The sequence below is a fragment of the Acidibrevibacterium fodinaquatile genome (genome assembly GCF_003352165.1).
GTDB lineage: Bacteria > Pseudomonadota > Alphaproteobacteria > Acetobacterales > Acetobacteraceae > Acidibrevibacterium > Acidibrevibacterium fodinaquatile.
The window spans coordinates 3705933-3726513 of sequence record NZ_CP029176.1 but is presented as its reverse complement, the minus strand read 5'-3'; the positions used below and the strand labels follow the sequence as shown (position 1 = coordinate 3726513).

Sequence of the window (20581 nt, the reverse complement as noted above, 5' to 3'; positions counted from 1 at the left end):
CCGCCCGCGTGACAAAACGAAAGCAACCCTCTAGAGAATAGCAAGAATTCTATCTCTGGGGGGAAGGTATCGATGTTCAACCAGCTATTGACGCCGGTGGCGGGAAGTTTGCCGCTTTCCTTCGTGATCGCGGCCTTGCCGATTGCCGTCGTACTCGCGCTGCTCGGCGTCGCGCAGCGTCCGGCGTGGCAATCCTCGCTCGCTGGGCTGATCGTTGGCCTCGTCATCGCGATCGGGGTCTGGCAAATGCCGGCGGGACTTGCCTTCGATTCGGTCGCCAACGGCATCGTCTTTGCCGTCTGGCCGGTGATGTGGATCGTCTTCACCGCCCTTCTGCTTTATAATATCGCGGTGGCCGCCGGGCGCTTCGATGCGTTCCGCGACTGGGTCTTAGAGCATCTCCCCAATGACCGCCGGGTCATCCTGGTGGTGGTGGCGTTCTGTTTCGGCGCCCTCCTCGAAGGCATCGCCGGGTTCGGAACGCCGGTCGCGATCACCTCTTCCCTCCTGATCATGGTCGGCTTCCGGCCGCTCGAGGCGCTCACCTATACGCTGATTTTCAACACCGCGCCGGTTGCCTTCGGCGCGCTCGGCGTTCCCATCACCGTGCTCGGCGCGGTGACGCACCTGCCGGCATTGCCGCTCGGGCAGATGGTCGGGCGGCAATTGCCGTTCTTCGCCTTCATCCTGCCCTTCTACGTCATGGCGCTTTATGGCGGGCGGCGCTCGCTCGCCGCGGTCTGGCCGATGCTGCTCATCGCCGGCGCGAGCTTCGCGCTCACCCAGTTCGTCGTCTCCAATTACGTCAATTATGCCCTGACCGACGTGCTGTCCTCGCTGGTTTCGCTCATCGTCACCGTCAGCTTCCTCAAAATCTGGCGCCCGGCGCATGATCCGGCTTACGCCGTTGCGAGCAGCATCCGCGAGGGCGCCCGCCACGCGACGCTGAGCCCGTGGTCGGCCTGGCTCCCTTGGGTGCTGGTCTCGGTCGTGGTGATCGTCTGGACGATCCTGAAAATCTTCCTGATCGGCGATATGAAAATCGCCTGGCCGGGTTTGCACAAAGCGGTGTTCATCACCCTCTATAAGACGCCCTATGCCGCGATCTGGGATTTCCAGCCGCTCGGCACCGGCACCGCGATCCTGCTCGCCGCCGTGATCGCGGCGGCGCTGATGGGGGTCGGGCCGGCTGGTTTCTTCAAGGCGATCGGCGATACCTGGCGTCAGACCCGGATCGCCATCCTGACCGTCGCCCTCATCGTCGGTCTCGCCTTTTTGATGAATTATTCCGGCATGACCTATACGCTCGGCCTCGGGGTTGCCTCGCTCGGTATCCTGTTCCCGCTGGTCTCGCCGTTTCTCGGCTGGGTCGCGGTGTTTCTCTCAGGGAGCGACACCTCGGGTAACGCCCTGTTCGGCAATCTCCAGGTGGTGGCGGCGAACCAGCTTCAGCTCAACCCGGTGCTGATCGCCGCGACCAATTCCTCCGGCGGCGTCATGGGCAAGATGATCTCGCCGCAGAACATCGCGACCGGGGTTTCGACCACCGAACTCAAGGGCCAGGAGGGGGTGGTCTTCGCCCGCACCTTCATCCACAGCATCATCATGACGATCTTGCTCGGTCTGCTGGTGCTGGTGCAGCAATATATCATCCCCGGGATCATTCCGACGCCTTGAGACGCGCAGACTTGGCCTCCGGGGGACGAGCGGCGCCCCCCGGAGGCCGTGGCCCTCGCGGCCGCGCCGCCGCCTGATCGGATATCACGACACGCAACGAAGAGGATTTTTCTTACGACAACGAAATAAGTCAATGATGGGACGCCGCTGACGCGATAAAAACGCAAAAATCTTGTCCGGGGGGATGTCGTCCATGTTCAACCAGCCCTTGACGCCGGTGGCGGGGAGTCTGCCGCTCTCTTTCGTCATCGCCGCCTTGCCGATCGTCGTCGTGCTGGTGTTGCTCGGCATCGCGCAGCGCCCCGCTTGGCAAGCGTCCCTCGCCGGGCTCATCGTCGGCCTCGTCATCGCGCTCGGCGTCTGGCGTTTCCCCGCCAGCCTCGCGCTCGCCGCGGTTGCCAACGGCGCCGCTTTCGCGCTGCTTCCGGTGATCTGGATCGTCGTCAACGCGCTCTTGCTTTATCATCTCGCCGCCGCCGCCGGGCGGATCGATGCGTTTCGCGACTGGATCCTGGTGCATCTCCCCGATGATCGCCGGAGTGTTCTGGTGGTGGTCGCATTCTGCTTCGGCGCCCTGCTCGAAGGCATCGCCGGCGGCGGGACGCCGGTTGCGATCACCAGTTCGCTCCTCATCATGGTTGGCTTCCGGCCGCTCGAGGCGCTCACCTATACGCTCATTTTCAACACAACCCCGGTCGCCTTCGGCGGCTTTGGCGTCCCCATCACCGTGCTCGGCGCGGTGACCAATCTGCCCACCGTCGTGCTCGGGCAGGAGGTCGGACGGCAATTGCCAGTCTTTTCCTTCATCTTGCCGTTTTACGTTGTCGCGCTTTATGGCGGGCGGCGCTCGCTCGCGGCGGTCTGGCCGATGCTGCTGGTCGCTGGCGGCAGTTTCGCCCTCACCCAGTTCGTGGTCTCGAACTACGTCAATTATGCCCTGACCGACGTGCTGTCCTCGCTGGTTTCGCTCATCGTCACCGTCGGCTTCCTCAAAATCTGGCGGCCGGCGCATGATCCCGACTACGCCATCGCGAGCCGCATCCGCGACGGCGCTCGCCATGAGACGCTGAGCCCGTGGTCGGCCTGGCTTCCTTGGGTGCTGGTCTCGGCCGTGGTCATCGCCTGGACCGTCCTCGGGGTCTTCCTGATCGGCGATGTGAAAATCCCCTGGCCAGGTCTGCACAAGGCGGTGTTCATCACCCTTTATAACAAGCCCTATGCGGCGATCTGGGATTTCCAGCCGCTCGGCACCGGCACCGCGATCCTCCTCTCCGCCGTGATCGCGGCCGGGTTGATGGGGGTCGGGCCGCGCGGCTTCGCCAGGGCGGTCGTCGCCACTTGGCAGCAGATTTGGCTTGCGATGCTGACCGTGATCCTCATCGTCGGCCTCGCCTATCTGATGAATTATTCCGGCATGACCTATACGCTCGGGCTCGGCGTCGCCTCCCTCGGACTGCTGTTTCCCCTGGTTTCGCCGTTTCTCGGCTGGGTCGGGGTTTTTCTCTCCGGCACCGATGCCGCGAGCAATGCCTTGTTCGGCAATCTTCAGGTGGTGGCGGCGAACCAGCTCCATCTCGATCCGGTGCTGATCGCCGCGACCAATTCTTCGGGCGGCGTCATGGGCAAGATGATCTCACCGCAGAACATCGCGGTCGGCGTCTCGACGACGGCGCTGAAAGGCCGCGAAGGGGTGGTTTTGGCGCGCACTTTCGTCCACAGCGTGGTCTTCACGCTCCTGGTCGGTATTTTGTTGCTAGTGCAGCAATATATCATTCCGTAGGTCTATCACTCCGAGAGGCGGGCCGATCTCACCGGAAAATGATTTTTTCGCGGGAATTGGGGGTGGCGAATCGCCGCCCCGTGCCCAAATCGTAACCAAGCGTTACGTGGCTGGGCGGGAAGCCCATCCGGCCCCCATCCCCGGTTCTTACGGCCGGATTTTTAGGGAGATGTGTGATGACGCGTGCATTGCTGGTGTCCTCGATCGCGATCCTGGCGCTCGGCGCCGGCCCCGTGCTGGCGGCCCACGGCGGCGGGCATGGCGGGCATCATGGCGGCTCGGCGGCCGCTTCCTCGGGGAGTGCCGCCGCCGGGGTCGGCGCCGCCGGCAGCGCCAGCGCGGCGGCAAGCGGCGGCTCGCGCGGCAGCATGAGCGCGGCCAACGGCATGCATGGCGGCAGCCTGCAGCCCGGCGCCGGCTTCGCCGATACGCAAATCCCCTGGGGCTCGACCGATACATCCGTCCAGGGCGGGCCTGGCCTCGGCGGCATGGGCGGCAGCACCATGCAGGTTAGCGATTACGGCAAGAAGAGCTGGCCTTGCTACCCCGCCGGACAATGGGCCGGCAGCGCCGATTTCCACGCACCAGCCGGATGCAAATAATCAGAGTCTGCTTCCTGCCGGCGCTGGCTCTCGTGGGGCTCTTGGGGAGTGCGGCGCCGGCGTGCGCGCAGTTCGGCGGCGGGCTCGCGCCGGGGGAACACGGCGATACCGATCTTCCCTTTGGCACCACCGATACCACTGACCAAGGCTGGGCCGGCTATGGCGGGCCCGGCGGCAGCTCGGCAAAGGTCGATGCGTATGGCAAGAAGAACTGGCCCTGCTATCCCGCCGGGCAATGGGCGGGAAGCAAGGATTTCCATCCGCCGAAAGATTGTCCGCAAAACGGCGGCAGCGCGAGCCCGGCGGCTAAGTAACGTGATTTTTGCTTGACCGGCGCCGACTGATGCGCGACGCGGCAGGCAAGGAGAAATGGACATGATCAAAACCGGCTCGCTTGCGATCGGTCTCTTGGTGGCGGGGAGTGCGTTGGCGCTCGCGCGCCCGGGCACCCCTGGTATGAGCGGCTATGCCCATGGCGGCAGTATCGGCGGCGCCTCCCCCTTCACGTCCATGACCGGCCTTCCCGCCTATACCGGCGTCGGTGGCACGGGGATGGTTGGCTCGCATGCGGCGCAATATGGCCCGCATGTCGGCGGCAATGTCGCTGGCGGCGGGGCGGGCAGCCTCGGCTATTCCGGTGCCTCGATGAAGGGGACTGCGACCGGCGGCGCAAGCCGGCTCCATGCGAGCCCGTTCCTCGGCGCGGGTTCGGGCGGCCTTGGCGCCGGAAGCGGCATGTAGCCGGCTCAACCCGGATTTGCGTGCTCTTGCGGCGTCCGCAAGGTCAGCGCCAAGGCGTGCAGCCCGTTTGAAAATTCCGCCGCCAGCGCCGCATGCACGGCGCGGGCGCGGGCGACGCGGGATTGGCCGCGAAACGCATCGGCGACCATCAGGATATGGTAATGCGTCTCGCCCTCGGGCCGCGCCCCGGCATGGCCGGCATGGCGGGCGCTGTCATCGGTGACGGTGAGGGTCTCGGGCGCGAAGGCGGCGCGGAGGATGGCATCGATACGAGCGGCGCGGGTCTGCATGGCACCCATATCGGCTTTGTCGACGCGATTGCCAAGCGGTGGTTGCCAAGCGCCGCCAGCGTGGCACATTAGGCGGTGATGACGAGACGCGTTTCCCGAGCCCGGGCCTACGCGCCCGACCCGGCCGCGCCGGGCCGGAGCTGCGATCACGCCGGCTGCCCGGCGGCAGGCGAATACCGGGCCCCGAAATCCCGCCGCAGCTTGCGCGAATACTGGTGGTTCTGCCTCGACCATGTGCGCGCCTATAATCTGTCCTGGGATTACTACAAAGGCATGTCGCCGGGGCAGATCGAGGCGGAATTGCGCGCCGATCTCTCCTGGCAGCGTCCGACCTGGCCGCTCGGCCAAGGCGCCCCCGCCGGCGAGGCGGCGCGGGCGCGCTGGGATGAGCGCCGCGCCGAGGAGATTCTACGCGATCCGCTCGGCGCGCTCGGCGCCCGCCGGCGTGACGCGCAAGGACGCGAGACGGCGGCGCCGGCCGAATTGCGTGGCCCGCTCGCGCTCTTCGATCTCGCCTGGCCGACCACCCTCAAAGACGTGAAGCAGCGCTACAAACAGCTTGCCAAACGCCACCACCCCGACGCCAATGGCGGCGATCCCGCCGCCGCCGAGCAGTTCAAACGTATCAGCCATGCCTATGCGACGCTGCGCGGCCATCTCGCCGCGGGCACACTCGCGGCGGCGGAATGATTTTCATGAAACCGACAGGATCCCGAGGCCGATGAACAAGGTTGCCGCCTTCGCCGAAGCCCGCAGCACGACGCCGACCTCGGCGATCGACATGCCCGACCAGAAGGTCGCCGCGCGCGATCTCTTCGGGGTCGATATCGACCTCGAGGTGCCCGCCTTCTCGGTGCGCACCGAGCATGTCCCGGATATCGACGACACCTACCAGTTCGACCGCGAGACCACGCTCGCCATCCTCGCCGGCTTTGCCTTCAATCGCCGGGTGATGATCCAGGGCTATCACGGCACCGGCAAATCGACCCATATCGAGCAGGTCGCGGCGCGCCTCAACTGGCCTTGCATCCGCATCAATCTCGACAGCCATATCAGCCGCATCGATCTCATCGGCAAGGATGCGATCGTGCTCAAGGACGGCAAGCAGGTGACCGAGTTCCGCGAAGGCATCCTGCCCTGGGCGCTGCAGCACCCCTGCGCCCTGGTGTTCGACGAATACGACGCCGGCCGCCCCGACGTGATGTTCGTGATCCAGCGCGTGCTCGAGGTCGAGGGCAAGCTCACCCTTCTCGACCAAAGCCGGGTGATCCGTCCGCATCGCGCCTTTCGCCTGTTCTCGACCTCGAACACTGTCGGCCTCGGCGACACCACCGGGCTCTATCACGGCACCCAGCAGATCAATCAGGGCCAGATGGATCGCTGGAACATCGTCGCGACCCTCAATTATTTGCCGCACGCCCAGGAAACCGCGATCGTGATGGCGAAACTCGGCATCGATCCCGCGGATCGGGCGGCGAAGGCGCGCATTGAAAGCATGGTGGCGCTCGCCGATCTCACCCGCGCCGGCTTCATCAACGGCGATATCTCGACCGTGATGTCGCCGCGCACGGTGCTGACCTGGGCGGAAAACACCGAAATTTTCGGCGATGTCGGCTTCGCCTTTCGCCTGACCTTCCTCAACAAATGCGACGAGGCCGAACGCGGCACCGTCGCTGAGTATTATCAGCGCTGCTTCAACGCCGAACTGCCGACGGGTGTTGCGCCGCGGCGGGGGATTTGAGCCGCGGCGATGGGCGCCTCCGCCGATAACAGCCGCAGCGAAGCCTTCAAACGGGCCACCTCCGGGGCGCTCCGTGCCATCGCCGCGGTGCCGGATGTCGATGTCGCCTATCAGCCCGGCGCCGCCGGCCTGATCGGCAAACGGGCGCGCCTGCCGTTGCCGACGCGCGCCCTGCCCCCCGCCGAAATCGCCAAGCTGCGCGGCGCCGCCGACAGTCTCGCGGTGCGTCTCCGCTATCACGATGCGGCGCTGCACAGCGCCCGCAGCCCGGCCAGCCGCGAGGCGCGCGAGGTGTTCGACGCCCTGGAACAAGCGCGGGTCGAGGTCATCGGCGCCCGTCACATGGCGGGCGTTGCCGCCAATCTCGAGGCGCGGCTGCTCGAGAGCGTCACCGCCGACGGCCAGCCGCTCAGCCGGCGCGAGCAACTGCCGCTGGCGCAAGCGCTGGCCTTGCTCGCGCGCGAACGCATGGCCGGCCAGGCGGCGCCGGCGGCGCTGCAGAAGGCGCTCGGAGAGTGGCGCGAGGGGCTCGGCGACGAGGCCGCGGCCGCGTTCGCGGCCCTCGCCGATGCCAAGGACGATCAATCCGCCTTCGCCCGCATCGCCCGCAAATTGCTCGCGACCCTCGCGATCGCCGAGGCCGAGGCGGAAGCGAGCGAGAGCGAGGAGGGCGGCGAGGGCGCCGAGTCCCCCGATGGCCCCGAGGATAACGCGCCGCAAGCCGCCGGTGATGCCGAGAGCGAGGCCGAACAGCTCATGGGCGCGAGCGAGGAGGCCGCGGATGGGGAGGCCGGCGAGGAAGAAACCGGCGATGCCGACGAAAAAGACGGTGCGGCCGAAGGCGATGAGCGCCCCGGTGGCATGCGCCCGCCGCCGAGCGCACCGGCGGGGGCGCATGAGCCGGGCTATCACGCCTATGCCCGCGCCTTTGATGAGGAAGTCACCGCCGAGGCGCTTTGTGACGCAGACGAGCTATCGCGGCTTCGCCAACAGCTCGACCAGCAGCTCCAGCACCTGCAAGGCGTGGTCAGCAAGCTCGCCAACCGCTTGCAACGCCGTCTGCTCGCGCAGCAGACCCGCGCTTGGGAATTCGATCTCGAGGAAGGCATGCTCGATGTCGGCCGGCTCGCCCGCGTCGTCGTCAACCCGCTGCAATCGCTCTCTTACAAGCGCGAGCGCGAGACCGAATTCCGCGATACCGTGGTGACGCTTTTGATCGACAATTCCGGCTCGATGCGCGGCCGGCCGATCACGGTTGCGGCGATGTGCGGCGACATCCTCGCCCGCACGCTCGAGCGTTGCGCCGTCAAAGTCGAGATTCTCGGCTTCACGACGCGCGCCTGGAAGGGCGGGCAGAGCCGCGAGCGCTGGGTCGCCGATGGCAAGCCGCGCGATCCCGGCCGGCTCAACGATCTCCGCCACATCATTTACAAGGCCGCCGACGCGCCATGGCGGCGGGCCCGCAAGAATCTCGGCCTGATGCTGCGCGAGGGGCTTCTTAAGGAAAATATCGACGGCGAAGCGCTGCTCTGGGCCTATCGCCGCCTCGTCGTTCGGCCCGAGCACCGGCGCATCCTGATGGTGATCAGCGATGGCGCGCCGGTCGATGACAGCACGCTCTCGGTCAATCCCGGCAATTATCTCGAACGCCATCTGCGCGAGGTCATCCGCGAGATCGAGCGCGCCGGGGCGGTGGAATTGACCGCGATCGGCATCGGCCACGACGTCACCCGCTATTACCGTCGCGCGGTGACCATCGTCGATGCCGAGGAGCTGGGCGGGACGATGATGAAGAAGCTCGCCGAATTGTTCGACGAGGATGACGCCGCCGCCTGGGCGCGTGTCAGCGCGGAGCGCGCGCCGCTGGTCGCCTAGAGCGCGATCGGTTTAAGAGCCCCTTTCAAAACCGCTTGTACCTTGATTCAATTTGATTCATGAAGGGGCATGCCCGCGCCCCAACTCTCCGACAGCCTGTGGTCGATCCTCGAACCCTTGCTCCCTCCGCCGCGCCCGCGGCCAAAGGGTGGCCGGCCGCCGATCTCGGCACGCGCCGCGCTGACGGGCATTCTGTTTGTGCTACGCAGCGGCATTCCCTGGGAGATGTTGCCTCGCGAGATGGGCTGCGGCTCTGGGGTAACCTGCTGGCGGCGCCTGCGCGACTGGCAAGCGGCCGGCGTTTGGGAGCGGTTGCACCGCGAGTTGCTGCGCCGCTTGCAAGACGCCAACCGCATCGACTGGAGCCGGGCCGCGCTGGACAGTTCCGCCATCGCGGCAAAAAAGGGGGTGCCGCGACCGGGCCGAACCCGACCGATCGGGGCCGTCCCGGCACGAAACGCCACCTCGTCACGGACCGTCACGGTATCCCGCTCACGTTCGCCCTGACCGGGGCCAATGTGCATGACAGCGTGCCCTTCGAGCAGATGCTCGATGCGATCCCAGCGATCCGCGGCAAGCGCGGCCGGCCGCGGCGCAGGCCGAGAAAGCTGCACGCGGACAAGGCCTATGATCATCGCCGCTGCCGCCGCGCCTGCCGGCAGCGAGGCATCACGCCGCGCATCGCCCGGCGCGGCGTCGAGACCAGCGAGCGTCTCGGCCGCTATCGCTGGGTCATCGAACGCACCTTCGCCTGGCTCAATCGCTTCCGGCGTCTCACCATCCGCTACGAGCGGCGCATCGATATCCACAGCGCGTTTACAAGCATCGCTTGCTCCCTCATCGCCCTCCGGGCTCTGGAGGGAAGGTTTTGAAAGGGACTCTAAGTCGATCACGCTCCACACCTATTTTGGCGAGCAAGCTGGCCGGTTTTGATGGAACAGGATGGTTCAATCAAAACCTACCTTGCTCTAAGCGGCGTCACACCAAGCGGCGGGTGATCGCCGCCGCCGGGGTCAGACCGTCCGCCCGCCATCGACGGGCAATTCCACGCCGGTGATCAGCGCCGCCTCGTCGGAAGCGAGGAAGACCGCGGCATGGGCGATGTCGCTCTCGCCCGCGACATCCGCCCGAGCGGGATGGTTGCGAGGAATTTCGCCCGGTTCTCGGGCGTGTCCGGCATGCCCATGAAGGCTTCGAGCAGCCCGGTCTCGCCCATCACCGGGCAGATCGCGTTCACCCGGATTTTCCAGGGCGCAAGCTCGACGGCAAGCGATTTCGACATCAGATTGACCGCGCCCTTCGAGGAATTGTACCAGGTGAGACCGGGCCGCGGCCGGATCCCGGCGGTCGAGCCGATATTGAGGATGACGCCGCCGCCGGCCTCGCGCATGAGCGGCACCACGGCGCGGACGAAATGGAAAATCGATTTGACGTTGACACGATAGACGCGGTCGAACTCGGCCTCCGTCACATCGAGGAGCGGCTGGTTGCGATGCGTCGTGCCGGCATTGTTGACGAGGATCGTCGGCGCGCCGAACGCGCCCTTCGTCTCGCTCACCACCCGCGCGACATCCTCGGCGCTGCCAACATCGGCGGTAATCGCAAGCGCCGCGGCGCCGAGCCGTGCGGCGACCGCGCGCGCCGCGTCAGCGCGAATGTCGACGACCGCAACCCGCGCCCCCTCGGCGACATAATACTCGGCAATCCCTTCGCCGAACCCGCCGCCAGCGCCGGTGACGATCGCAACCCTGCCCGCAAGCCGCCCCTTTTTCTCCGTCATGTCCGTCTCCTCTCCCTCGTTTTGCGCGCCATCCCGCGATGATGAAATGCCCTTGCCGTCACTCCACCGTCACCGATTTCGCGAGGTTGCGCGGCTGATCGACGTCGGTGCCTTTGAGCACCGCGACGTGATAGGCGAGGAGCTGCACCGGGATCGCATAGAGGATCGGCGCGACGAAGGGGTCAACGCCGGGCAGCACGATGGTTTCGCTCGCGATGCCCTTCAGCTTCGCCGCGCCGACGGAATCACTGAGCACGATGATCTGCCCGCCGCGCGCCGCCGCTTCCTGAAGGTTGGATGCGGTTTTTTCGAAGAGCGGCCCCGATGGCGCGATCGCGATTACCGGCACGGATTTGTCGATGAGCGCGATGGGCCCGTGTTTCATTTCCCCGGCAGCATAGCCCTCGGCGTGGATATAGCTGATTTCCTTGAGTTTCAGCGCGCCTTCGAGGGCGATCGGGTAACAGGCGCCGCGGCCGAGATAGAGCACGTCGCGGGCTTCGGCGATGCGCGCGGCGAGGCGCTGGATGGACTCATGGGTGTCGAGAATCTCGGCGGCGCGGCCTGGGACTTCGAGCAGGGCGGTGGTCAGCGCCTGCTCTTGCTGGCGATCGAGGGTGCCGCGGGCGCGCGCCAGCGCCAGCGTGAAACAGGCGAGGACGCAAAGCTGGGCGGTGAACGCTTTGGTGCTGGCAACACCGATTTCCGGCCCGGCGACGGTCTCGAACACCGCATCGGCATCGCGCGCCATGCTGCTTTCGGGCACGTTCACCACGGCGGCGATGTGTTGCTGCGCCGCTTTCATGTAACGCAACGCCGCGAGGGTATCGGCGGTCTCGCCGGACTGGCTGACCAGAAGGCCGAGCCCGCCGGGGGCGAGCGGCGGCGCGCGATAGCGGAATTCGCTCGCGACATCGGCCTCGGTCGGCAGACGGGCGATACTTTCGAGCCAATAGCGCCCGACCAGCCCGGCATAAAAAGCCGAGCCGCAGGCGCTGACCACGGCGCGCGGGAGGGCGGCGAGATCGAAGGGGAGCTTGGGCAGCACCGCCTGGCGGGTGCCGGGGTCGATCATCTGATGCAGCGTGTCGCCGATCACCGCCGGATGCTCGTGCAGCTCCTTTTCCATGAAATGGCGGAACTCGCCCTTGCCGATCGCCGCGCCCGAAAGCGCGGTCAGCTTGACCTCGCGCACCACCGCCTCGCCGGCGGCATCGAAGAAGAGGGCGCCCTCGCGCGTCACCACCGTCCAATCGCCATCACGGAGATAGGCGATGCGGCGGGTGAAGGGGGCGAGCGCCAAGGCATCCGAGCCGACATACATCTCCGCCGTGCCGAAGCCGACGGCGAGCGGTGCGCCGTGCTGGGCGGCGATGATCAGGTCGGGATGGCCGGCGAAGATCATCGCCAGGGCATAGGCGCCCTGGAGGCGGCGGAGGCTGGCACTCGCGGCGGCGATCGGCGTCATGCCTTGGCGGAGATGGAGATCGACGAGTTGCGCCACGGTTTCGGTATCGGTCTCGGTCTCGAACACTTGGCCCTCGGCCTCGAGTTCGGCGCGCAGCTCGGCATGGTTCTCGATGATGCCGTTATGGACCAGGACGACGCGCTCGGTGCCGTGCGGATGGGCATTGGCCTCGGTTGGCGCGCCATGGGTCGCCCAGCGGGTATGGCCGATGCCGACGCTGCCGGGAAGCGGCGACGCCGCGAGCGCCGCGGCGAGATTGGCGAGCTTGCCCTCGGCGCGGCGGCGCTGGATCACGCCCTCGACCAGGGTCGCGATGCCGGCGCTATCATAGCCGCGATAAGCGAGGCGCTGGAGCGCTTCGAGCAGCAGCGGCGCCGCGGCACCACTCCCGATCACGCCGACGATGCCACACATCAGCCTTGCTCCTTACTGCGCTTTTGCGCTTGTGCCCGCTCACGCAATTGCCGCGCCCGCCCCGGCTTCGTGACCTGCCGCCCGCGCGCGATCGCCAGCGCCTCGGGAGCGACATCCTCGGTGATGACACTGCCGGCGGCGGTGATGGCGCCGGCGCCGACGCTGACCGGCGCGACCAGCGCGGTATCGGAGCCGATGAAGGCGCCAGCGCCGATCACTGTCCGATATTTGTTGGTGCCATCGTAATTGCAGGTGATGGTGCCGGCGCCGATATTGGCCCCGGCGCCGATTTCGGCATCCCCGAGATAGGTGAGATGATTGGCTTTGGCGCCAGGGCCGAGATGGGCGGCTTTGAGCTCGACGAAATTGCCGACATGGGCGCCGGCGGCGATCACCGTGCCGGGACGGAGGCGCGCGAACGGGCCGATGATCGCCTCTTCCCCCACCGTGCAGCCCTCGAGATGGGAAAAAGCACGGATTTCGGCGCCGGCGGCAACGCGCACGCCAGGGCCGAAGACGACGTTCGGGCCGAGCGTCACATCGGGCGCGAGTTCGGTATCGGCGGCGAGAAACACGGTCTCGGGTGCGACCATCGTCACCCCCGCCGCCATCGCCGCGGCGCGAAGCCGCGCCTGCAGCATCGCCTCGGCGCTCGCGAGTTCGGCGCGGGAATTGATGCCGCGGCATTCCGCCTCCGGCGCCTCGATCGCGGCGACAGCCGCACCCTCGGCGACGGCACGGCCGACGATATCGGTGAGATAGAGTTCCCCCTTGGCGTTGTCTGGGGTCAGCGTCTCGAGCCAGCGCCGGAGATCGCCGGCATCGGCGGCGAAAACCCCGGCATTGCACAGCGTCTCGGCGCGCTCGGCCTCATTGGCATCAGCCCATTCGACGATCCGCCGCACATAGCCGTCGGCGGTGATCACCCGGCCGTAATGGCCAGGGTCGGCCGGGCGCATGGCGAGCAGCGCCAGCGCCGCGTCGCCGGCGCGCCGGCGGGCGAGAAGGCGCGCCAGCGTCGCGCCCTCGATCAGCGGGTTATCGGCGTAGAGCACCGCGACCTCACCCTCGCCGAAAGCGGGGGCTGCCATCAGCGCGGCATGGCCGGTGCCGCGGCGCTCTTCCTGGATCACCACCTTGTGCGGCGCGGCAAGGCGGGCGAGCGCCTCCATCTCCGGGCCGATGACGACGATGACGCGGGAAAACACCGTCTCGCAGGTGGCGATGAGATGGGCGAGCATCGGCCGCCCGGCAAGCGGATGCAGCGCCTTCGGCCGCGCCGATTTCATGCGGGTGCCGAGGCCGGCGGCGAGAATGACGGCGGTTGCGCTCATCGGGCGATCAGCTAGCCTTTTCGCCGATACCGTGTCAAAGCCCAAACCATCAATCAATTTTACGGAGTTTTACCGACCATGCCGAGCTTGGCGCCGACCCTGGTCATCGATCTCGACGGCACGCTGGTCGATTCGCTGCCGGCGATCGCGCGCGCCCTCAACGGCGTGCTAGCCGCGCGCGGCTTTGCCCCGCTCGCCCCCGCCGCCATCGCCCGCCTGGTCGGCGATGGCGTCGCCGTCCTGCTCCGCCGCGCCTTCGCCCTTTACGGCGCCGAGGCCGATGACGCCGCACTCGCCGCCTTTCGCGCCGATTACGACGCGGACCCGATCACTGGCTGCGCCCCTTATCCCGGCGCCGTGACGACGCTCGCGGCGCTGGCCGAGGCCGGCTGGCGCTTCGCGCTCTGCACCAACAAGCCGGAAATTCCGGCCCGCGAAATGATCGCCGCCTTTGGCCTCTCGGCACGTTTCGCTGCAATCGGTGGCGGCGACAGTTTTCCAACCCGCAAGCCCGACCCGCGCCATCTGCTCGCGACCCTCGCGGCGGCGGGCGGCGCGCCGGCGGCGGCGGTGATGCTCGGCGATCATGCCAATGACGTCGCGGCGGCGCGCGGCGCTGGCGTGCCGGCGATTTTCGCCGCCTGGGGCTATGGCGCGCCGGAGATGGCCGCCGGCAGCGCTGCCGTCGCGCCCGATTTCATGGCCGTGCCGGCGCTTCTCGAACAGATTTTGCGCTAAAATTTCCGTCGTTGCGCCGGCATGTTGCGCCGCACACCTTCCGGTTGCAAAACGCCCTGACAAAAGCGCATGCTGCTGCCCTTCGGCGGACGGATCGGTCATCCCTCGCCTGGCAGAGAGAGGCCGAGCGTCCCCGACGAGCACAGGAGACGGTCCCATGACACTCGCGGCAATTCTCAAGACCAAAGGCCATGACGTGGCCAGCATGCGCCCGACCAGCACCATCGCCGAGGTGGTGGCGAAGCTCGCCGAGCGCGGCATCGGCGCCGTTCTGGTCGAGGATACGCTCGGCCAGATCCTCGGCATCGTCAGCGAGCGCGATATCGTTCGCGCGCTCGCGGTTCACGGCGCGGCAACCCTCACCATGACGGCGGGACAGTTGATGACCGCGCGGCCGGTGACCGCAGCGCCGGGCATTTCGGTCGCGACAGCGATGCAGATCATGACGGATGGCCGCTTCCGCCATCTGCCGGTGATGGAGAATGGCAAGCTGATCGGCATCGTCAGCATCGGCGACGTCGTCAAATCGCTGCTCGCCCAGCAGGCGCAGGAGGTCGATAGCCTGAAAGCCTATGTCGTCGGCGCGATGTGACGTTGCCGCGCGGCGGGGTAGACGCCGAGGATCGAGACCGCGCGCGAGAAGAAGGCCAGCTCCTCCAACGCGCGGGCGAGCGGCGGCTGCTCGGGGTGGCCCTCGACATCGCAGAGGAATTGCGTTGCCGCGAATTCGCCGCCGAGCATATAGCTCTCGAGCCGCGTCATATTGACGCCGTTGGTCGCGAACCCGCCGAGCGCCTTGTAAAGCGCCGCCGGGACGTTGCGGACGCGAAAGACGAAGGTGGTCATGACGTCCGCCTGCTCGGGCGGCGGCGGCATCGGGGTCGTCGCCATGATGTAAAACCGGGTGGTGTTGTGGCTCGCGTCCTCGACATTGCGGCGGAGGATCGCAAGACCATAGATCTCGGCCGCAAGCGCCGAGGCGATGGCGGCGTCCTCGGGATTGCCCCAAGCCGCGACTTGCGCTGCAGCGCCGGCGGTATCGGCCTCGATCACCGCGGTGAGACCGAGTTCGCGCACCAGATCGCGCACCTGCCCGAGCGCGACGGCATGGGAATGGACGCGCTTTAACCCCTCGATCCGCGCGCCGGGCGGGGCGAGCAGGCAGTGTTCAACGCGCTGAAAATGCTCGCCGACGATCGCAAGGCCGCTCTCGGGGAGCAGATAATGGATGTCGGGGACGCGGCCGGCGAGGCTGTTTTCGCACGGCAGCATGGCAAGCCCGGCCCGCCCCTCGCGCAGTGCCGCCATCGCGCCCTCGAACGTGTCGCACGGGAGGGTCGGGACACCGGGAAAAGCGGTGCGGCAGGCAAGATCGGAATAGGCGCCGTGCCTGCCCTGAAACGCGATCGGGCCGTTCGGGGAGATCATGCCGCGCCGCCTTCGCCTGGCCGCGCGTGGGCGAGCAGGGCGCGGGCGCGGGCGAGATCGGCCGGGGTGTCGACGCCGAACGGCCCCTCGGCGATGCGGGCGCAGCCGATCCGCATCCCCGCCTCCAGCGCGCGCAGCTGCTCGAGCGTCTCGCGCGCTTCGAGCGGGCTCACCGGCAGGGTGACGAACCGCGCCAGCGCCGCGCGGCGGAACGCATAGATGCCGATATGATGCCAGCGCGGCCCCACGCCATGCGGGATCACGGCGCGCGAAAAATAGAGCGCCGGCGCGACCGTGGCCTCATGCGCGAAGGCGCAGGCGGCTTTCACCACCGAGGGCAGGGCGGCTTCGGCGTCATCGCGGATCGGCGCGACCAGGGTGCCGATATCGATCGCCGGGTCGGCGAGCGGGGCGAGGGCGGCGCGCAGATGCGCGGGGTCGATGGTCGGGAAATCACCCTGGAGATTGACGACGACATCGAACGCGCCGTCGGGATCGTGGCGTTCGAGCGCGGCGAACACGCGGTCAGAGCCCGAGGGAAGCGCGGGGTCGGTCATGATCGCTCGAAATCCGCCGGCTTCGGCGGCGGCGATGATCGCCGGGTCGGCGCCGGCGATCACCACCGGGCCGATCGCGGCGCTCCGGGCGCGTTCGGCGACATGGAGCAGCATCGGTCGGCCATGAATATCGGCGAGCGGCTTGCCCGGAAGGCGGGTCGCGGCGAGGCGGGCGGGAATGATAACGATCGGGTTCATCGGTAGGGCGAACGGGGGTAGGGCGAACGGGGGTGGGGCAAACGGGCGGGCATGATGTGGCGACGCGTTCTTGCTTCGGGGTGGGTTGCGAGGGGCGGGCGGTTTCCGTATGGTGCCGCAACCTTAGGGTAGGCAAGGCCGGACTTGCAACGCGCGGGGCTTTCCCCAGCGCCACGAGACCGGCCGGGCCGCCGATATAACGTGCTCGATCGGGGTAGTCGCCGCATGGACAGTCTGGCCGTCAACAAGGGTCTCGCCGCCATCCTGGTCGCGGGGATCGTCTATTCGCTCTCCGGCTTGGTTGCCGAAGCGCTGGTCCATCCCGAGGAACTCAAGGAAAGCGCCATCAAGATCGAGGGCGTGCCGGCCGCGACCGAGAGCGCGCCGGCGAAACAGGAAGGCCCGGCGCCGATCGCGCCCCTCATGGCCGCCGCCAGCGCCGAGAAAGGCAAGGAGGACGCGCAAAAGCTCTGCGCCGTCTGTCACTCCTTCGGCGCAGGCGAGCCGGCCAAGGTCGGCCCCAATCTTTATGGTATTCTCGGCGACAAGCGCGCCCACATGGCCGGGTTCGACTATTCGGACGGGCTGAAAAAGCTCGGCGGCACCTGGGATTACGAAGGCTTGAACCATTGGCTCTATGACCCGCGCTCATTGGTGGCGGGCACGCGCATGGCTTTCGCCGGCATCAAGAACGATGCCGAGCGCGCCGATGTGATCGCCTATCTCCGCTCGCTCTCGCAAAATCCCGAACCGCTGCCGAAGGTCGAGCCGGCGGCGGCGAAGGCGGAGGCGGCGCCAGCCGCGGCAGCGCCGAAAGGGCCGGATTTCGAGGCTCTGGTGGCCGCGAGCGACCCCGCCACCGGCAAGGCCGATGCCGATAAGCTTTGCACCGTCTGTCACTCGTTCGGCAAAGGCGAGCCGGCCAAGGTGGGGCCCAATCTCTATGGCATCGTTGGCGCGCCGCGCGCCCACATGGCCGGGTTCGATTATTCGGACGGGCTGAAAAAGCTCGGCGGCACCTGGAATGACGACGAACTCAACGCCTGGCTCACCAATCCGCGTGAGGTGGTCTCGGGCACGCGGATGGCTTTCCCCGGCATCAAGAGCGAGAAGGAGCGGGCCGCGGTGGTCGCCTATCTCCGCAGCCTCTCGCCGGACGCGCCGCCCCTGCCCAAGGCGCCGGCGGCGGCCGAAAAGCCCGCCGAGCCCGGCAAGCCGTGACCTTGGCCGCGGGTTTTGGCGCGGGATGACCGAGATCGCCTGATCGCCTGCGCCGAGGCCGCCGCGGCGGCCGCGGCGTCGGTTGTTCGTCCCTGCTTTCGCGCGCCACTCGATGTTGCGCGCAAACATGATGACAGCCCGGTCACCATCGCCGACCGCGAGGCGGAGCAAGCGATGCGCCGGGTGATCGCGGCGCATTTTCCCAAGGACGGCATTCTCGGCGAGGAGTTCGGGCACGAGCGCGAAGGCGCCGACCGCCTCTGGGTGCTCGACCCGATCGATGGCACCCGCGCTTTCATCACCGGCCGGCCATTATTTGGCACGCTCATCGGGCTGCTGGAGGAGGGGCGGCCGGTGCTCGGCCTCATCGACCAGCCGATCACCGGCGAGCGCTGGCTTGGCTTTGCCGGCGAGGCGCTGCGGTTTCGCGGACCGCTCGGTGGCCGGCCGGGCTGTCGCTCCTGTCCGTCGCTCGCCGAGGCGGAACTCACCGCGACCAGTCCCGCGATGTTTTCCCCCGACCAGGCCGCCCGTTTCGCCCGCCTCGCCGGCGCCGTCCGCCGCGTCTCGTGGGGGGGGGATTGCTACGGCTATGGCTTGCTCGCGCTCGGCTTGATCGACATGATCGCCGAAGCCGATCTGAAGCTTTGGGACTGGGCGGCGCTGGTGCCGGTGATCGAGAGCGCCGGTGGCGCGGCGTGCGACTGGCAGGGGCGGCCGCTTGCGATCGGGGGTGACGGCACGATACTCGCGCTCGGCGATCCCGTGTGTCAGGAGGCGGCGCTGGCCTTGCTCGCCGGGTGATCGCGGGCGGCGCGTTCTCGTTCTATGATGGCGGGCAGAAAATGGAGGGGTGAGACGGTGCAACGGAGGGATTTTCTAGTTGCGTTGCCGGGGCTGCCGGTGGCGCTGGCGGCTGCCCGCAAGCCGCGTCTCTGGCGCGTCGCCGACGCCGTGCCCGATGCCGGCGGCGAGCCCCCCGATTATGTCGTGACGCTGCTCGAAAAACCCGGCCTGCCGCGCGATTTCAGCCATTTCCCTTATGTCGATCCGGCGGCGCCGAAGGGCGGCGTGGTGGTGCTCTCGGCGATTGGCAGCTTCGATAATTTCAACGGCTTCATCGTCCGCGGCAGCGCGCCCGACGATATCGGGCGCATCTATGACACGCTGCTCCGCGCCAATATCAACGAACCCAGCACCGCTTACGGCCATCTCGCCGAGACCATCGAACTCGCCCGCGATCATTCCCGCGTCGTTTTCACGCTGCGCGACGGCGCCTATTTCCATGATGGCGCGCCGCTGACGGCAAATGACGTGGTATGGACCTTCGACACATTGCGCCGCGATGGGCGGCCTTTTTATCGTCTCTATTACGGCGACGTCGAACGCGCCGAGGCGCTCGATGCCCGCCGCGTCGTCTTTCATCTGAAGCCGACGCCGGATCGCGAATTGCCGCTCATTCTCGGCGAGATGCCGGTACTGCCGCGGCATTTCTGGAAAGACCGGGATTTTTCCCGCCCGCTGACCGACATGCCGCTCGGCTCCGGCCCCTATCGGGTCGAGAAAGCGGAATTTGGTCGCAGCATCACCTATCGCCGGGTGCATGATTACTGGGCGCTCGATCTGCCGACGGTGCGCGGGCAATTCAATTTCGGCCGCATCCAGGTCGAGTATTTCCGTGACACCACGGTCGCCTTCGAGGCGTTCAAGGCCGGGCAGGTCGAGTTTCGTGAGGAAAATGTCGCCAAGCAATGGGCGACGGCATACGATTTTCCGGCGATTCAGCGCGGGCTGGCAAAGAAGGAAAACTTGCCGCAGCATCTCCCGACCGGCATGCAGGGCTTTGCGATGAACACGCGGCGGCCGCTTTTTCAGGATCGCCGGGTGCGCCAGGCGATGGATCTGGTGTTTGACTTCGAATGGTGCAACGCCAATCTCTTCTATAACGCCTATACCCGCACGCATTCCTATTTTTCCAACAGCGACATGGCATCGTCCGGCGTCCCCGAAGGCGCCGAACTCGCCTTGCTCGAACCCTGGCGCGCGCATCTGCCGCCCGCCCTTTTCACCGAGCCCTTCAGCCTTCCCGTCACCGACGGCAGCGGCAATAATCGCGCGAATTTGAAAAAAGCCCTGGGTCTGCTCGAACAGGCCGGCTGGCGGGTCAAAGACCGGATGCTCGCCAATGGAGAGGGGCAGCCTTTCACGTTCGAGATCCTGCTCGATGAGCCGGCCTTCGAGCGCGTCGCGCTGCCCTATGTCCAGTGGCTTGCGAAACTCGGCATTACCGCGACGGTGCGGACCGTTGATCCGGCGCAATATCAGCAATTGCTCAACACGTTTTCGTTCGACATGACGGTCGCCGTGTTTCCGCAATCGGATTACCCTGGCAACGAACAGGTGGGCTATTGGAGCAGTGGTGCGGCCAAGCAGGAGGGGTCTGATAATCTGATGGGGGTCGCTGATCCGGTGGTTGATGCGCTGGTGCAGAACGTCGTCACCGCGCCGGATTATGATCATCTCCTGCCCGCGGCGCACGCGCTCGATCGTGTTCTGCTGTGGAACTGGTACATGGTGCCGCATTGGTATCTGCAATCGGTGCGGGTTGCCTATTGGCGGCGTTTCGGCCGGCCGGACAAGCCGGTGCGTTCGGGCCTCGCCTTCGATTCCTGGTGGGTTGATGAAAAACTCGCCGAGGAGACCGACAACGCCCGCCGCGCTGGCCTGGAGTGAGGGG

Annotated in this window: 18 protein-coding genes and 2 pseudogenes; 14 read left to right on the top strand and 6 right to left on the bottom strand. The window is 67.0% G+C overall.

All coding sequences use genetic code 11. The features are described 5' to 3' along the window. The first annotated feature begins 72 nt into the window (after positions 1–72). From DEF76_RS17615 to DEF76_RS17595, 5 genes are all read left to right on the top strand, one after another. Positions 73–1677: an L-lactate permease gene (locus tag DEF76_RS17615; protein WP_114913406.1), complete on the top strand. Its 1605-nt coding sequence runs from the start codon at positions 73–75 to the stop codon at positions 1675–1677. A gap of 193 nt (positions 1678–1870) precedes the next feature. After that, positions 1871–3457, top strand: coding sequence for an L-lactate permease (locus DEF76_RS17610; protein ID WP_114913405.1), 1587 nt, complete (start codon positions 1871–1873; stop codon positions 3455–3457). Between the two features lie 176 nt (positions 3458–3633). Then, positions 3634–4059: a hypothetical protein gene (locus tag DEF76_RS17605; protein ID WP_114913404.1), complete on the top strand. Its 426-nt coding sequence runs from the start codon at positions 3634–3636 to the stop codon at positions 4057–4059. Next, positions 4050–4373, top strand: coding sequence for a hypothetical protein (locus DEF76_RS17600; RefSeq protein ID WP_114913403.1), 324 nt, complete (start codon positions 4050–4052; stop codon positions 4371–4373). Before DEF76_RS17605 ends, DEF76_RS17600 begins: the two co-directional genes overlap by 10 nt. Before the next feature lie 61 nt (positions 4374–4434). Then, positions 4435–4800 carry a hypothetical protein gene (locus tag DEF76_RS17595; RefSeq protein WP_162800736.1) on the top strand — a complete coding sequence of 122 codons (366 nt, stop codon included), beginning with the start codon at positions 4435–4437 and terminating at the stop codon, positions 4798–4800. A 5-nt stretch (positions 4801–4805) separates the two neighbouring features. Here DEF76_RS17595 and DEF76_RS17590 read toward each other — a convergent pair whose 3' ends face one another. Further along, entirely contained in the window at positions 4806–5090 is a 285-nt protein-coding gene (locus DEF76_RS17590; protein ID WP_114913978.1) for a BolA family protein, read from the bottom strand. Between the two features lie 78 nt (positions 5091–5168). Here DEF76_RS17590 and DEF76_RS17585 point away from each other — a divergent pair, with 78 nt between their 5' ends. The 4 genes and pseudogenes from DEF76_RS17585 to DEF76_RS17570 form a co-directional block, all read left to right on the top strand. Beyond that, on the top strand, positions 5169–5780 hold the full coding sequence (locus tag DEF76_RS17585) for a J domain-containing protein (RefSeq protein WP_114913401.1): 612 nt from the start codon (positions 5169–5171) through the stop codon (positions 5778–5780). A gap of 31 nt (positions 5781–5811) precedes the next feature. Further along, on the top strand, positions 5812–6831 hold the full coding sequence (gene cobS, locus DEF76_RS17580) for a cobaltochelatase subunit CobS (protein WP_114913400.1): 1020 nt from the start codon (positions 5812–5814) through the stop codon (positions 6829–6831). 9 nt (positions 6832–6840) lie between these two features. Next, positions 6841–8706, top strand: coding sequence for a cobaltochelatase subunit CobT (gene cobT, locus DEF76_RS17575; RefSeq protein WP_114913399.1), 1866 nt, complete (start codon positions 6841–6843; stop codon positions 8704–8706). Between the two features lie 69 nt (positions 8707–8775). Beyond that, a pseudogene (locus DEF76_RS17570) lies at positions 8776–9494 on the top strand (IS5 family transposase); the annotation flags it as partial. Positions 9495–9719: 225 nt separating this feature from the next. Here the strand turns inward: DEF76_RS17570 and DEF76_RS17565 are convergent. The 3 genes and pseudogenes from DEF76_RS17565 to glmU all read right to left on the bottom strand — a co-directional run bounded on the left by DEF76_RS17565 (position 9720) and on the right by glmU (position 13702). Next, positions 9720–10486, bottom strand: a pseudogene (locus DEF76_RS17565) (glucose 1-dehydrogenase). Positions 10487–10544: 58 nt separating this feature from the next. Continuing rightward, positions 10545–12368 carry a glutamine--fructose-6-phosphate transaminase (isomerizing) gene (gene glmS / locus DEF76_RS17560; RefSeq protein WP_114913398.1) on the bottom strand — a complete coding sequence of 608 codons (1824 nt, stop codon included), beginning with the start codon at positions 12366–12368 and terminating at the stop codon, positions 10545–10547. Beyond that, positions 12368–13702 (bottom strand): bifunctional UDP-N-acetylglucosamine diphosphorylase/glucosamine-1-phosphate N-acetyltransferase GlmU, encoded by a 1335-nt coding sequence (gene glmU, locus DEF76_RS17555; RefSeq protein WP_114913397.1) that lies wholly within the window; start codon positions 13700–13702, stop codon positions 12368–12370. The genes glmS and glmU overlap by 1 nt, the downstream gene beginning before the upstream one ends. A gap of 78 nt (positions 13703–13780) precedes the next feature. On the opposite strand from glmU, the gene DEF76_RS17550 reads away from it, so the two are divergent. Together DEF76_RS17550 and DEF76_RS17545 are read left to right on the top strand one after the other, a co-directional pair. Then, positions 13781–14440, top strand: coding sequence for an HAD-IA family hydrolase (locus DEF76_RS17550; protein WP_114913396.1), 660 nt, complete (start codon positions 13781–13783; stop codon positions 14438–14440). A 157-nt stretch (positions 14441–14597) separates the two neighbouring features. Next, the gene (locus DEF76_RS17545; protein WP_114913395.1) at positions 14598–15032 is read left to right on the top strand and encodes a CBS domain-containing protein; all 435 of its coding nucleotides are present in this window, start codon (positions 14598–14600) and stop codon (positions 15030–15032) included. Here the strand turns inward: DEF76_RS17545 and DEF76_RS17540 are convergent. Together DEF76_RS17540 and DEF76_RS17535 are read right to left on the bottom strand one after the other, a co-directional pair. After that, the gene (locus DEF76_RS17540) at positions 15011–15868 is read right to left on the bottom strand and encodes a prephenate dehydratase (RefSeq protein WP_114913394.1); all 858 of its coding nucleotides are present in this window, start codon (positions 15866–15868) and stop codon (positions 15011–15013) included. The genes DEF76_RS17545 and DEF76_RS17540 overlap by 22 nt on opposite strands. Beyond that, on the bottom strand, positions 15865–16623 hold the full coding sequence (locus DEF76_RS17535; protein WP_114913393.1) for a 3-deoxy-manno-octulosonate cytidylyltransferase: 759 nt from the start codon (positions 16621–16623) through the stop codon (positions 15865–15867). Before DEF76_RS17535 ends, DEF76_RS17540 begins: the two co-directional genes overlap by 4 nt. A gap of 225 nt (positions 16624–16848) precedes the next feature. On the opposite strand from DEF76_RS17535, the gene DEF76_RS19770 reads away from it, so the two are divergent. Genes DEF76_RS19770 through DEF76_RS17520 form a run of 3 tightly spaced genes read left to right on the top strand, consistent with a single transcriptional unit; the run spans position 16849 to position 20577 of the window. Then, complete coding sequence (locus tag DEF76_RS19770; RefSeq protein ID WP_205216052.1) at positions 16849–17844, top strand: c-type cytochrome; 996 nt, start codon at positions 16849–16851, stop codon at positions 17842–17844. Positions 17845–17859: 15 nt separating this feature from the next. Further along, positions 17860–18648 carry a histidinol-phosphatase gene (gene hisN / locus DEF76_RS17525; protein ID WP_114913392.1) on the top strand — a complete coding sequence of 263 codons (789 nt, stop codon included), beginning with the start codon at positions 17860–17862 and terminating at the stop codon, positions 18646–18648. 57 nt (positions 18649–18705) lie between these two features. Next, complete coding sequence (locus DEF76_RS17520) at positions 18706–20577, top strand: extracellular solute-binding protein (protein ID WP_114913391.1); 1872 nt, start codon at positions 18706–18708, stop codon at positions 20575–20577. The last annotated feature ends 4 nt before the right edge of the window (positions 20578–20581 follow it).

Bases quoted from the DNA above. Each gene is read 5' to 3' on its own strand.
- DEF76_RS19770 (WP_205216052.1), top strand. From the start codon at position 16,849: ATGGACAGTCTGGCCGTCAACAAGGGTCTCGCCGCCATCCTGGTCGCG.
- DEF76_RS17585 (WP_114913401.1), top strand. From the start codon at position 5,169: ATGACGAGACGCGTTTCCCGAGCCCGGGCCTACGCGCCCGACCCGGCC.
- glmU (WP_114913397.1), bottom strand. From the start codon at position 13,702: ATGAGCGCAACCGCCGTCATTCTCGCCGCCGGCCTCGGCACCCGCATG.
- DEF76_RS17535 (WP_114913393.1), bottom strand. From the start codon at position 16,623: ATGAACCCGATCGTTATCATTCCCGCCCGCCTCGCCGCGACCCGCCTT.
- DEF76_RS17590 (WP_114913978.1), bottom strand. From the start codon at position 5,090: ATGCAGACCCGCGCCGCTCGTATCGATGCCATCCTCCGCGCCGCCTTC.
- DEF76_RS17605 (WP_114913404.1), top strand. From the start codon at position 3,634: ATGACGCGTGCATTGCTGGTGTCCTCGATCGCGATCCTGGCGCTCGGC.
- cobS (WP_114913400.1), top strand. From the start codon at position 5,812: ATGAACAAGGTTGCCGCCTTCGCCGAAGCCCGCAGCACGACGCCGACC.
- DEF76_RS17550 (WP_114913396.1), top strand. From the start codon at position 13,781: ATGCCGAGCTTGGCGCCGACCCTGGTCATCGATCTCGACGGCACGCTG.
- DEF76_RS17595 (WP_162800736.1), top strand. From the start codon at position 4,435: ATGATCAAAACCGGCTCGCTTGCGATCGGTCTCTTGGTGGCGGGGAGT.
- DEF76_RS17610 (WP_114913405.1), top strand. From the start codon at position 1,871: ATGTTCAACCAGCCCTTGACGCCGGTGGCGGGGAGTCTGCCGCTCTCT.
- DEF76_RS17615 (WP_114913406.1), top strand. From the start codon at position 73: ATGTTCAACCAGCTATTGACGCCGGTGGCGGGAAGTTTGCCGCTTTCC.
- DEF76_RS17540 (WP_114913394.1), bottom strand. From the start codon at position 15,868: ATGATCTCCCCGAACGGCCCGATCGCGTTTCAGGGCAGGCACGGCGCC.
- DEF76_RS17600 (WP_114913403.1), top strand. From the start codon at position 4,050: ATGCAAATAATCAGAGTCTGCTTCCTGCCGGCGCTGGCTCTCGTGGGG.
- cobT (WP_114913399.1), top strand. From the start codon at position 6,841: ATGGGCGCCTCCGCCGATAACAGCCGCAGCGAAGCCTTCAAACGGGCC.
- DEF76_RS17545 (WP_114913395.1), top strand. From the start codon at position 14,598: ATGACACTCGCGGCAATTCTCAAGACCAAAGGCCATGACGTGGCCAGC.
- glmS (WP_114913398.1), bottom strand. From the start codon at position 12,368: ATGTGTGGCATCGTCGGCGTGATCGGGAGTGGTGCCGCGGCGCCGCTG.